Here is a 13,077-nt window from a genome sequence, read left to right on the forward strand (position 1 = left end):
GAAACCCCTAACACCTAGCATTCATCGTTTACGGCGTGGACTACCAGGGTATCTAATCCTGTTTGCTCCCCACGCTTTCGCGCCTCAGCGTCAGTTACAGCCCAGAAAGTCGCCTTCGCCACTGGTGTTCCTCCACATCTCTACGCATTTCACCGCTACACGTGGAATTCCACTTTCCTCTTCTGTACTCAAGCCTTGCAGTTTCCGGTGCGAATCGGAGTTGAGCTCCGAGATTAAACACTAGACTTACAAAGCCGCCTGCGCGCGCTTTACGCCCAATAATTCCGGACAACGCTTGCCCCCTACGTATTACCGCGGCTGCTGGCACGTAGTTAGCCGGGGCTTTCTTCTCAGGTACCGTCATTCTAAGCGCAGTTACTCGCCTAGCTGTTCTTCCCTGGCAACAGAGCTTTACGATCCGAAAACCTTCATCACTCACGCGGCGTTGCTCCGTCAGACTTTCGTCCATTGCGGAAGATTCCCTACTGCTGCCTCCCGTAGGAGTCTGGGCCGTGTCTCAGTCCCAGTGTGGCCGATCACCCTCTCAGGTCGGCTATGCATCGTCGCCTTGGTGAGCCGTTACCTCACCAACTAGCTAATGCACCGCAGGCCCATCTGTAAGTGACAGCTTGCACCGTCTTTCCCAATTCAGCCATGCAGCTGAATTGCATATCCGGTATTAGCATTCGTTTCCGAATGTTATCCCGGTCTTACAGGCAGGTTGCCTACGTGTTACTCACCCGTCCGCCGCTAAGCTATCCCCGAAGGAATAACTCCGCTCGACTTGCATGTATTAGGCACGCCGCCAGCGTTCGTCCTGAGCCAGGATCAAACTCTCCATAAAAGTGGTAAGCCCGAAGGCTTGGCCATTTTTAAGAATTCGCTTGTTAGCTCATTCAAAAAACTAGCTTTGCGAAACGTTAGTTTCGCGATTTATGACCATTTGACTGGTCGCTCATTGTTCAGTTTTCAAAGAACAAATACTTCGTGTTACTCTTGTTTATTTCCTTCCGGCTCATGACCGGAATTATATCTTACCATGAATCGAAACATGATTGCAAGCTTTATTTTTCAACTTGTTTTTGTCCCGATTGCCGCTTCCAAGTTAATGTCTCGGAGGCAGAAATAGAATATATCATGGATACCGTATCTATAGCAACAGGTATTATTATACAAATGGAACCACATGGATCACCTTCCTGACTTAGTGTGATTTTTTCGTTGCCTATATAATGAAGAAATTAGTTCAGAACAACATATTCGCAAAAAAAAAATGAAAAATATGGTTCATCCTGTTCACAAGCCCAATTGTTTGTGTTAAAATGAAAGCGCTAACAAATTCATCTTATTGAGGGGGATCATTACATGATGAAGGTAGTAGCAGACGATGCTCGCAACGTATATGAAAACTTTGAGGTAGAGAAGGACATTTACTATTTCAAGGTCGGTAGGCTCGGTCTGGCCAGCTTTCACGGTAGAAACTACAACATAAAGAAGAGAATCACTACCGAGCAGTTGAACAGTTACATCACATCAGGTCGTTTCATTAAAGTAAGCGCCAATTGCTACGTTAACGCTGAGAAGGTACTTTCCCTAACAGACGGTACGATCAGCTTTGACCACAGCACTTCTGAAGCTAAACAAATCCATGTTTCGATGTGGCGCGCACAAAGCGTCAAGAATGTGCTGACATCGCGGAATCCAATGGCCATGTAACAGTTCAAAGACCATGATTGGAATGAGACCGTCATTCGAATCATGGTCTTTTTGATTATTCTTCCACCGGGCTCATAATCGGGAACATTCCTACACACAATAGGCTACATCTTCCCCGAAAGGAGTGTGCCCAATGGCAAAGCAGCAAGGACAAGGACGCAAGAATACAACAACGAAGTCCTCTGATAAGAAAAGCAACAGCAATGCAGAGGATTAACAATAAGCTTAAATAGCTATAACAGTATCGCACATTTAAGCCCTTGCTCCTCTCTCCTAACGGCGGTAGGCAAGGGCTTTTCTCTACGTTACAAAACACGGATGACCTCACCTTCGCCCACTGTTATAATAAGGAAAATGGCTGAGAGGTGAAAGGATATGAGCCTGATTTTACAAACACCCAGATTGCGACTGCGACCATTTGATCAAAAGGACGCCTCCACTGTACAACGGTTAGCCGGACAATACGAGGTAGCTCGGACAACACTGTCCCTTCCACATCCCTACCCCGATGGAGCAGCGGATACTTGGATCGCGTTTCGCAAGGACGCAGCCAAACACGGGCACGGTTATACGTTTGCTATTATAGAAGAGAAACAACAGCAGTTAATGGGCTGCATCAGCTTAAATCTAACAGCAGAGCATAGTCGGGCCGAAATCGGCTACTGGTTAGGCGAGGAATTCTGGGGTCAAGGTTATGCTACGGAGGCTGCTGAACGAATCATACGTTATGGCTTCGAAGCACTTAACCTGAACCGCATTATTGGCGCGGCTATGACACGTAACCCGGCATCATCCTCAGTTCTAACCAAAGCGGGTTTGAAACACGAAGGGACCTTTAAACAACATATTCGCAAATGGGACCAATTCGAAGATCTCGATTACTATGGGATTACCAGAACAGCATACTTCTCCAGCAAGAAGGATGGCGAGTAATTCGCCATCCTTCTCAATTAGCTTATCGCGAAAGGTGATAGTCCCAGCAGTTCCTTCCTCAATACTGCCCATACGAACGCAAACAGTTCTTGGACATGCCAGGCAGTTGTCCCTGCTGCCATAACCGCTATACCATGCTTATAGGTTAACGATACGCCCCACTGCAGCGTCCGTCCTTCACGACTCGGCATCGATTCCAAAGCAACCCGAACCGCCTCAGCATGCTTCGTTTGAATTCGATCTGCGAACGCATAGAATACGCCGGTATGCGTCATCTGCCCCAGGCAACCGGGAGACGTTAATTGTTGCGATGCCGGAATGATATTTTGCTGTTGGGCATAGATAAGCTCATCCTCATAATAAACTCGTACCCTGTTCTTCAGATGGAGATAGTCGAACAATTCACCTCGCAGCGATCTGCCAGGGCAGAGCACTTCAGCTCCCATCCACACCGCACCTTGGCCCAAGTGCACAATCGTCTCGGAATCCAGTGCAGCATCAAGGTAAAGCATGATCGGCTCTGGCATGGACTCCAATACCGCGCCTCTTGCGAGCTCGAAGCGCTGCCTGATTGAAGATCCGCCAAGCAGCGCATTCGATGGATGCACCTTCGTAAACGATTGATTCGTAACGTAGGCATGCGCGCCCGGCTCTAAACGCCAATCAAATTCAAAACGATCACCGGCCAGCAGCCCCGGAGACACATCCATCACGATGACACCGAGCGGCCCGTCAAGCGGAAAAGCTTTTGCGATCTTAATAGGTGCAGTATGATATTTCGAGGTGAGAACCGTTCCGCGCACCCGCTTCTCAAATACCGCCCGAAGCTGCGATACACGTTGCCCCTCCTGTTTAGGAGTGGTGGTGATGTGCTGCATGCTCATGTCCACTCTCATGCTTATGCTCGTGCTCATGATGATGCTCATGTCCATGAGCGTGGGCGAGCTCATGCTCCAGCCAAGCAACAATTCGATCCACATTCACGCCTCCGAAGAGGTTCGAGAATACATAGGGCCGCTCTCCGCGCATTCGTTTCGTATCAGACTCCATCACTTCAAGGCTGGCACCGACATGAGGGGCGAGATCGATTTTGTTGATAATCAACAAATCCGAGCGCATGATGCCAGGACCGCCTTTACGCGGGATTTTCTCACCTTGTGCCACGTCAATAATATAGATAAACCGATCCACCAGTTCCGGACTGAAGGCAGCCGCCAAATTATCGCCGCCGCTTTCAATAAAGATCAGATCGAGATTGTCAAACCGGCTCGTCAGCTCATCCACCGCCTCAAAGTTCATCGAAGCATCCTCGCGTATCGCGGTATGCGGGCATCCGCCAGTCTCCACTCCGATAATACGCTCTTCCGGCAGCACACCGGTAGCGGCCAAAATCCGAGCATCTTCTTTGGTATAAATGTCGTTCGTGATGACCGCCACACTATATTTGTCCTTCAGAGCACCTGCAAGCCGTTCAACCAATGCCGTCTTACCCGAACCTACCGGGCCGCCTATACCAATTCGAACCGGTCTTGAACCTGCGCGATCGATTGCCGGCTGCTCCCACTCCTGGTGATGATGACCTTGTCCTTGACACATTGTACATTCCTCCAATCGGGATATGTTGTTCCATTATCAGCCTTCTACGATTAAGACATGAAGAGACGAGAGTACAGATTCTCGTGGCGCATCATGGCAATTTCGCTCATAGGCATGTAGCTGTAGGCGTCCTCAGGCGTCATCTCAGACACTTCCTCCCAAGCGTCCATCGTCTTCGGCGTCAACCTGGCGATGATGGTTTGCCCTTCGGTTTGGCCAATAGACATGAGACGAAGAGCACTGTTGATACAGTTGACGATGCCTGCATACATATAACCCTGAGCTGCTTGTTCAAGCGAAACTCCCAGACGATAGCAGGCAAAACCGAACACCAGCGGATGAGTGGCTAAGCAGCTTTTGGACTTAAGTCCATCCTGCAGAGGTGCCCAGTCATAACTCGGATATAATGCGCCTAACAGCTGCAATAGACGGCGCCCCATCTTCTCGATCCCATTTCGTGTTTCAATTGCCGTTCGCTGAACATGTACGAGCCTTTCTACACCAAACATGGAAGCATAGTCGTGAATCGGCATGTCCCGATATACGGATTTGATCACCATCACGTCTGCTGTTGACCAGCTTTGCATCAGCATCGATACCGTATAATCTTCCAGCTGCTTGCTTGTTAGCAGCGCTTCTTCCTGGACCAGCGTCTCGAGCCCGAAGGAATGCGCGAACCCGCCAATAGGCAATGCCGAGTCAAGCAGCTGTTGAAGGGCAAGCCAAGGCAGTACTACAGGGCGAGGACTTTCTTCTGAATTGTCGGCCAAGCTCAAACCACCTCCCTTCCGAACCGGAAGCAGCAAACCTGCATTTATGTACCTAGAACAAAAAGTATCGCTGCGCCATCGGCAGAACGTCAGCCGGTTCACAAGTCGCCACAACACCATCCACTTTCACTTCATAGGTTTCGGGATTAACGGTAATGACCGGTGTCGCATCATTGTGAATCATATCTTTCTTCGTCACCGTTCTGCAGCCACGCACCGGTTCGATCCGTTTCGCTAAGCCGAGCTCTTCGGCGATGCCGCGATCATAAGCAGCCTGAGACACGAATGTAATCGAGCTGCTGTGCTTGGCTTTGCCAAATGCGGCAAACATCGGACGGCCAAATACCGGCTGCGGCGTCGGAATCGATGCATTGGGATCACCCATCTGTGCGAATGCAATACTTCCGCCTTTGAGCACCAGATCCGGCTTTACGCCAAAAAACATCGGACTCCACACGACCAAATCCGCAAATTTGCCGGGTTCAATGGAACCAACCAGATGCGAGATGCCATGTGTGATAGCGGGATTTATCGTGTACTTCGCGATATAGCGTTTGATGCGGAAATTATCAGCTTCAGCGGTAGTATCAGGCGCCAGGGGGCCACGCTGTTTCTTCATCTTGTCAGCCGTTTGCCAGGTTCGGATGATGACTTCCCCGACACGACCCATTGCCTGAGAATCGGAGCTGATCATGCTGAATACGCCCATATCATGCAAAATATCTTCGGCCGCAATCGTCTCCGGACGAATCCGCGAGTCAGCAAACGCAACATCCTCCGGAATGCTGCTGTCCAAATGATGACAGACCATAAGCATATCCAGATGTTCTTCGATGGTATTAATCGTAAACGGGCGAGTCGGGTTCGTGGATGAAGGCAGCACATTCAGTTCGCCGGCTGCCCGGATAATATCCGGCGCATGCCCGCCGCCGGCTCCTTCCGTATGATACGTATGGATCGTGCGACCTTTAAATGCCGCCAGTGTATCCTCCAGAAATCCTGCTTCATTCAGCGTATCTGTATGAATCGCGACCTGAACATCGTACAAATCCGCCGCCGTAAGGCAAACATCAATAGAAGCCGGCGTCGTTCCCCAGTCTTCATGCAGCTTCAGCCCAATAGCTCCCGCTTCAATTTGTTCGATGAGCGGTTCGGTAAAGGATGAATTGCCTTTGCCGGTAAAACCGAGGTTCATCGGAAACGCTTCAGCAGCTTCCAGCATTCTGCGCATATGCCATGCTCCAGGCGTACAGGTCGTTGCGTTCGTGCCAGTCGCCGGCCCGGTTCCGCCGCCTATCATGGTAGTTACACCTGACGAAAGAGCCGTCTCGATCTGCTGCGGGCATATAAAATGAATATGGCTGTCGATCCCGCCAGCGGTTACAATCTTCCCTTCGCCGGCAATAACCTCTGTGCTCGCTCCGACGACCATGTTCGGCATAACGCCATCCATAATATCCGGGTTGCCTGCTTTACCGATGCCAACAATTACACCGTCTCGAATCCCGATATCGGCTTTCACAATCCCCCAGTGGTCAATGACAATCGCATTGGTAATCAGCGTATCCAGTACGCCTTCACTACGCAGTGCCCCGCTCGATTGCCCCATACCATCCCGAATTACTTTTCCACCGCCGAACTTGCACTCGTCACCATAAACAGTGTAGTCCTTCTCTAATTGAGCCCATAATTCCGTATCCGCCAACCGAACGGCATCGCCTGTTGTCGGACCGAACATGGCTGCGTAACTGCTGCGACTCATCTTACTCATGACGAAGGCCCTCCCATGCTTTAAGCCTGCTCCGCACTTCATCAGACATACTGCCGCGAATCGCTGAGCCGCTAGTCAGTGCATTTAGTCCAAAGGAGCGTTTGCTTCCACCGAGCTCAACAAGCTGAACCGGTTTCTCCTCACCGGGCTCAAACCTCACTGCCGTGCCGGCAGGAATGTGAAGTCGCATGCCGAATGCCGCTTCACGTTCAAATGCGAGTGCACGATTTACTTCAAAGAAATGAAAATGCGATCCCACCTGCACAGGACGATCTCCCGTATTGACAACAACAATCTCCACCGTTTCTCGTCCGGCATTCAGCTCGATATTTCCTGCCATCGTACGGTATTCTCCTGGTATCAAGGCAATCCCCCTCTCTTAGCGCATTAAAGTATGGGATGATGAATGGTCACGAGCTTCGTTCCATCCGGAAAAGTCGCTTCCACTTGCACTTCATGGATCATATCCGCCACGCCGGACATCACTTGATCTCGGCTTAGAATCGTTGTACCGTGCTCCATCAATTTCGCCACTGTCAAACCATCGCGGGCACCTTCCAAGATCTCTGATGTAATAAGCGCTATACTCTCGGGGTAATTCAATTTCACGCCCCGGTTAAGTCGTCTACGTGCCAAATCGGCAGCAATCGTAATTAGAAGCTTTTCTTTTTCCCTTTCCGTTAACTGCATACAGGCACCTCTTCCAACGTTTTCTATTATTATAACGGTTGAATAGGGCCAAGTAAATCTCTTGTGTTATGTTTAATGACATAAGGCGATAGATTACAGATTAGTATTGCTATAATTTGGGTAACGATGTCAGGTTTTGTCGAAATGAGGGATAAATCCCTTCATCTATTACGTGATTTTCTTAGCTTCCTTGCCACTCCGCCACTAGGTGAACGTGCTAGCCATTCGATGCCTGATGTGATAGACTAAAATTTATTGAGCTTACTTTGGGAGGGACAGAAATGGCGGCAAAAAAGATGCGTTCAGACACAATTAAAAAAGGATTTGACCGCGCTCCGCACCGCAGCTTGCTGCGTGCTGCCGGGGTAAAAGAGGAAGACTTCGGTAAACCGTTTATCGCGGTTTGCAACTCGTATATTGACATCATTCCAGGCCACGTTCACTTGCAGGAATTCGGAAAGCTCGTTAAAGAAGCGATCTGGGAAGCAGGCGGCGTGCCTTTCGAATTCAATACGATAGGCGTCGACGACGGCATTGCAATGGGACATATCGGTATGCGTTATTCCCTGGCGAGCCGTGAAATTATTGCGGATTCGGTAGAAACCGTTGTTAATGCTCACTGGTTTGACGGCATGGTTTGTATTCCGAACTGTGACAAAATTACACCGGGCATGATCATGGGCGCGCTTCGCGTAAACATCCCGACCATGCTTGTCAGCGGCGGACCAATGAAAGCAGGCAAAACCTCCGATGGCCGCTCGATTTCGCTATCCAGCGTATTTGAAGGTGTCGGTGCATTCCAAGCAGGTAAAATCGACGAAGCCAGTCTTACAGAGCTTGAGCAATTCGGTTGTCCGACTTGCGGATCTTGCTCCGGTATGTTCACAGCTAACTCCATGAACTGTTTGGCAGAAGGTCTTGGCCTTGCACTTCCGGGTAACGGCACAATCCTGGCTGTATCGCCTGAACGTAAAGAATTCGTTAAACAAGCTGCTCGTCAGCTGATGAACTTGATCGAGATGGATCTGAAACCACGCGATATCGTGACCAAAGATTCCATCGACAATGCATTTGCACTTGATATGGCAATGGGCGGTTCCACAAACACTGTTCTCCATACGCTTGCAATCGCACATGAAGCTGGTATCGAATACCCAATCGAGCGCATTAATGAAATCGCAGCACGCGTTCCGCATCTAGCGAAGATTGCTCCGGCTTCTGATTACCACATCGAAGATGTGCACAATGCCGGCGGCGTAAGCGCAATTATCAATGAGCTGTTCAAGAAAGAAGGCGCCCTTCACGGTGACGTGCTTACTGTAACAGGTAAGACACTTCGCGAGAATGTAGCCGGACATGATATCCAGGATACGGATGTTCTTCATACGCTGGACAACCCGCATAGCGAGCGCGGCGGACTGGCTGTCCTATTCGGAAACCTCGCACCGCGCGGTGCGATCATTAAAGTCGGCGCTGTTGATAAATCGGTTGGCGGCTACCATAAAGGTCCTGCAATCTGCTTCGATTCACAAGATGAGGCATTGCATGGAATTGCGAATGGTAAAGTTAAAGAAGGACATGTTGTCGTCATTCGTTACGAAGGCCCTAAAGGCGGACCTGGTATGCCAGAGATGCTTGCGCCAACGTCCCAAATCGTCGGCATGGGTCTTGGAGCTAAGGTCGGTCTCGTAACAGACGGCCGTTTCTCAGGCGCATCCCGCGGCATCAGTATCGGACACGTTTCTCCGGAAGCTGCCGAAGGCGGTCCTATCGCTTTCGTAAATGACGGCGACCTTATCGAGCTTGATTTGATCAACAACGAAATGAACCTTCTGATCAGTGATGAAGAGTTCGAAGCTCGTCGTGCGAATTGGAAAGGCTTTGAACCGAAAATCAAAAAAGGTTATCTAGCTCGTTACTCCCACCTTGTTACGAATGCAAGCACAGGCGGCGTACTAAGATTTAATTAATTCCCGCCAAAACTGAAACATAATAGAATCGCCCTGCGTATGACTAGTTGTTAGTCAACTTATACGCAGGGCGATTTTATTTTAGATTATGGAGGGATTCTCATGTTCGGGAAAGTAGCTGCCGATTTGCTTGGTTTAAGTGATTTAGGATCTGTCATCAAACCGGAGAACTATGATAAGGTCGATTCCGACGACTACGTCCTGCACGAGGATAACGAGAAAATTTATTTTCTTATCAAGTCCAAATCCGATGAATACTGCTTCACGAATCAAGCGCTCATCCATCTCGACGGCACGAGTGCAGTCAGTAAGAAAAGAACGCTCCACCGCTACTCCTACAGTGCACATAAGATTTCCGGCGTATACTTAGAAACGGCAGGAACCGTCGATTTGGATGTTGAAATTAAATTCAATCTTGGCGGTACGCCATTCACCATAGACATTCATAAGAAACATATAGAAGAAGTCAAGGATCTCTACAAAGCACTGATCAAAATCGCCGAGCTCACGCACGAGAATGAAATCTCGCTTGGCTTTGCAAGGCAGAGTTTGGACCTGGCCTCCTCGACTGTAAGCCAGATCTATAAAGCCGAAATTGATCTCGCCGAGCAGTTCAAATCGATTAACCAGCTTGCTTTCAATTGGCTTGCCGAAACGCAAAAGCAATACAAATCCAAAGACTTCGCTGCTGTATTCGAGTGTTATATTAACCAATAGGTTTTATGATCGCAATCGCGACATGACAACACAAGAAAGGCGCCCCGAGTTCCGAGGCGCCTTCCCTTATCAATTATTGGGTTTCGTTTATGGCGTGTACTCCCCGGCTCCCGCTGCATTCGCATTATCATAAGCTGCAGGCGTAAGCCCCGGACGCGCTCCTTGATGAAGCTTAGGCTCATACACTTGCGTCTTCTTCCAGTTGGGTTTCACGTTTGCTTCAGCACCGTAACGACCCCAGAATTGATCCATCGACATCGCAATAATTCGCGGATCAAGCCGAGAGCCCTGCTCTGTCAGACGTTTCTTCCCCGAAGGATGAAGCACACGAAGCAGCAGCTTCAAATATAGCCGTGTAGAATAATCAAAAAGTCCTTTCGGAATCGGCAGCACGCTGAATCCGAATTGCTCTGCGCCGCGATTAATCATGCTGACGCCGTATAACCCTTTTGCATGTTCGTACTCTTTGTTTCCCACAAGCTGCTGGGCAAGCTTAGGCATCCCCTTCTGCACTTCTCGAATGAGCATAATCGCAACATGCATCATCGAACGTGATTCAGTCATCATTTTCAGCAGCTTATGATTATCAAAGTGAAGTTCGATTACAGGATCCTTGTGCTCGATTCGTCTGCCGTCCGACAGCTCCAACGTTTGTCCCGGATACGGGACAAGCCGAATGTGAAATATAGAGCCCTCTCCGCCTGACTTCACGCGGAATAGGACGTGAAATACCCGCTCCCATCCCATCCAACATGCGATCAACGCTCGTTTGAAGAGACCATGTGTCGCAGGCTTGGATTCTCTCGACTTACTGCGATCCCTGTCCGTAAGTGCGATCATGTCCGTAATATGGATAAACTGATATCCGCGTTCACGACCTGCCTTTAAGAACGACTCTAATGCAATGAGCATGTTAGCCGGCGCATCTTGATCCGCACCGAAAGTAGCGCCGCAGTCATGAAGAAGCAGCACTTCTCCCGGCCGAAGCTTCTTCATCATGCGGGTCTTAAGACGTTCAGCCCCTACATGTTTGCGCCAATCGCCGAACAGCGCAGACCATAGAATAATTTGAAGATACCCTAAATTGGAAAAATCAAACAGATTGACGATCCCCCACGGAGGTCTGTAGTACGCCGAACGAACGCCGGTTGCCCGGCGAATAATCTCTGATGTGCGATGAATTTGTTTCTTAACCGTTCTTGGACGCATAAGCCAATTGGACTTGTGTACGTAATTATGAATGCCGATCACATGCCCTTCAGCATGCATTCGCTGCAATAACTCCGGGTGCCGTTCTGCGTGGATGCCGACAACAAAGAATGTCGCTTTAGCATCATATTTCTTTAGTAGATCAAGCAGCAGCGGTGTATAAACAGGATCCGGCCCATCGTCGAAAGTAAGAGCAATTTCCCGTTCTGCACGACCCCGTTTAAATACGCGAAAACCAAATGTACGACTTATAATTCCGGGTAAAAAAGCATAAAACGTTAAAAAATAAAATCCCCACAGCAGGAAGTTTTCCATATTACGTGTTCCCACCACCCTAGTTTCGATCCTTAATCCTTGTCCATTGGAAGAGGGAGTGCCCTAGATGCCTGATACCTTCATTCATTGTAACATAGCACGTACAATAACGGCTACGGAAGTTACAACGAAGAAATACAGCATAAATCGGAAAATTAGGCTAACATAAAGTTAAGTTGGGAAACTCTGTTATTTTATAGTACAATCGTGATACATAACCGCATTTCAGCTATTTAAAAAGGAGTCAATCGATGCTTTCCTTCTACCGTAAATATTGGCGTACCGCATTCGATATTGCTTTAATTGTTCTGACCGTGTATCTCATCATGCTTGTATTCAGTTATGTATACCGGATTGCCACTCCAATATTCCTTTCTTTCTTAATTTTCATGTTTATTGAGCCTCCTGCACGATGGATGCAGCGACTCGGGATGAAGAAATCCATCGCTTCAGGCATATCCGTTCTTATTTTCACACTCGTCATTGTCGGCGCATTTGTCGGTGCCGGTTTCGTCGTCACGACGCAGGTTACCGGACTCGCTTCAAACCTTGGCAAGTACCAGGATTTACTTGTCGACCAGTTTCAGAAGAATGCCGCTTTGCTCGAAGATAAAGTCGATTCACTTCCGCTGCCGGATAACGTCGTGGAGAAGGCCAATGAGATCTTCGGTTATATCACAAGATGGGGATCTAATTTGGCGGTTTCGTTCCTGCTCTCGCTAGGCGGGTACCTGAAATCCTTCTCCACCTTTATGATTAACTTCACCATCGGAATCATACTCGCTTATTTCCTTAGTTTGGAAATTAAAGAGTGGAAGAAGCTGGCTCAAGAGAAGACGCCTAATACGTTCAAGAAAGCTTTCCTGTTCTTACGCGAGAATGTATTCTCCGGCATTGCCGGTTATTTGAAAGCCCAAGGCAAGCTAATAAGCATTACGTTTATCGTTATATTCGTTGCCTTGCTGCTGCTCGGAGTGCCCAATGCCTTCTCCATCGCGCTGCTATCCGCATTCTTCGACATCCTGCCCTTGCTCGGTGTCGGAACCGTCTTCATCCCGTGGATCATTTACTTGTTCATTGTCGGTAACTCGACACTCGCGATTTGGCTCAGCTGCCTATTCCTTGCGGTCGTCTTGACACGTCAATTTCTCGAGCCTAAGATCACCGGCGACACGCTCGGCGTTTCTGCCTTTACGATGCTCGCATTCATGATTATCTCACTTTCAATATTCGGGATTGCAGGCGTGATCCTGTCTCCGATTCTGATGATTCTATTGAAGGCATTATATGATCAACGATACTTCCACCGCTGGATTCATTCACCTAAAGGTGAGTTCGAGCATCAAACGAATCCAGCGGATGATACGGAAATTGTGGACTAGCTGTAACA

General features: G+C 48.9%; 12 protein-coding genes and 1 rRNA gene. 5 read left to right on the forward strand and 8 right to left on the reverse strand.

Features of this window, described 5'->3' with window-relative positions:
• Positions 1-844: ribosomal RNA gene (locus AC0YNS_RS15425) — 16S ribosomal RNA — on the reverse strand; the annotation flags it as partial.
• A 521-nt stretch (positions 845-1,365) separates the two neighbouring features.
• On the opposite strand from AC0YNS_RS15425, the gene AC0YNS_RS15430 reads away from it, so the two are divergent.
• On the forward strand, positions 1,366-1,716 hold the full coding sequence (locus AC0YNS_RS15430; RefSeq protein ID WP_090981659.1) for a hypothetical protein: 351 nt from the start codon (positions 1,366-1,368) through the stop codon (positions 1,714-1,716).
• Positions 1,717-2,091: 375 nt separating this feature from the next.
• Positions 2,092-2,649, forward strand: coding sequence for a GNAT family N-acetyltransferase (locus tag AC0YNS_RS15435; RefSeq protein WP_475781896.1), 558 nt, complete (start codon positions 2,092-2,094; stop codon positions 2,647-2,649).
• Between the two features lie 17 nt (positions 2,650-2,666).
• Here the strand turns inward: AC0YNS_RS15435 and AC0YNS_RS15440 are convergent, their stop codons facing one another.
• The 6 genes from AC0YNS_RS15440 to AC0YNS_RS15465 are packed head-to-tail and all read right to left on the reverse strand — an operon-like array spanning position 2,667 to position 7,476.
• Positions 2,667-3,533, reverse strand: a complete 867-nt coding sequence (locus AC0YNS_RS15440) for an urease accessory protein UreD (protein ID WP_475781897.1) — start codon at positions 3,531-3,533, stop codon at positions 2,667-2,669.
• Positions 3,502-4,245: an urease accessory protein UreG gene (ureG, locus tag AC0YNS_RS15445; protein ID WP_475781898.1), complete on the reverse strand. Its 744-nt coding sequence runs from the start codon at positions 4,243-4,245 to the stop codon at positions 3,502-3,504. The genes AC0YNS_RS15440 and ureG overlap by 32 nt, the downstream gene beginning before the upstream one ends.
• Before the next feature lie 50 nt (positions 4,246-4,295).
• Positions 4,296-5,015, reverse strand: a complete 720-nt coding sequence (locus AC0YNS_RS15450) for an urease accessory protein UreF (protein ID WP_475781899.1) — start codon at positions 5,013-5,015, stop codon at positions 4,296-4,298.
• A 52-nt stretch (positions 5,016-5,067) separates the two neighbouring features.
• Positions 5,068-6,786: an urease subunit alpha gene (gene ureC / locus AC0YNS_RS15455; protein WP_475781900.1), complete on the reverse strand. Its 1,719-nt coding sequence runs from the start codon at positions 6,784-6,786 to the stop codon at positions 5,068-5,070.
• The gene (gene ureB / locus AC0YNS_RS15460; RefSeq protein WP_475781901.1) at positions 6,779-7,150 is read right to left on the reverse strand and encodes an urease subunit beta; all 372 of its coding nucleotides are present in this window, start codon (positions 7,148-7,150) and stop codon (positions 6,779-6,781) included. Before ureB ends, ureC begins: the two co-directional genes overlap by 8 nt.
• Before the next feature lie 23 nt (positions 7,151-7,173).
• Positions 7,174-7,476: an urease subunit gamma gene (locus AC0YNS_RS15465; protein WP_475781902.1), complete on the reverse strand. Its 303-nt coding sequence runs from the start codon at positions 7,474-7,476 to the stop codon at positions 7,174-7,176.
• 281 nt (positions 7,477-7,757) lie between these two features.
• Between AC0YNS_RS15465 and ilvD the strand changes: the two genes are divergently transcribed.
• The gene (ilvD, locus tag AC0YNS_RS15470; RefSeq protein WP_475781903.1) at positions 7,758-9,446 is read left to right on the forward strand and encodes a dihydroxy-acid dehydratase; all 1,689 of its coding nucleotides are present in this window, start codon (positions 7,758-7,760) and stop codon (positions 9,444-9,446) included.
• Between the two features lie 102 nt (positions 9,447-9,548).
• Positions 9,549-10,163 carry a PH domain-containing protein gene (locus AC0YNS_RS15475; protein ID WP_475781904.1) on the forward strand — a complete coding sequence of 205 codons (615 nt, stop codon included), beginning with the start codon at positions 9,549-9,551 and terminating at the stop codon, positions 10,161-10,163.
• Between the two features lie 87 nt (positions 10,164-10,250).
• Here AC0YNS_RS15475 and AC0YNS_RS15480 read toward each other — a convergent pair whose 3' ends face one another.
• A complete protein-coding gene (locus AC0YNS_RS15480) occupies positions 10,251-11,687 on the reverse strand; it encodes a polysaccharide deacetylase family protein (RefSeq protein WP_475781905.1) in 1,437 nt (478 codons plus the stop codon).
• A gap of 251 nt (positions 11,688-11,938) precedes the next feature.
• Between AC0YNS_RS15480 and AC0YNS_RS15485 the strand changes: the two genes are divergently transcribed.
• On the forward strand, positions 11,939-13,069 hold the full coding sequence (locus AC0YNS_RS15485; protein WP_475781906.1) for an AI-2E family transporter: 1,131 nt from the start codon (positions 11,939-11,941) through the stop codon (positions 13,067-13,069).
• Positions 13,070-13,077: the final 8 nt, after the last annotated feature.

The organism is Paenibacillus sp. J22FR21, from assembly GCF_056269135.1.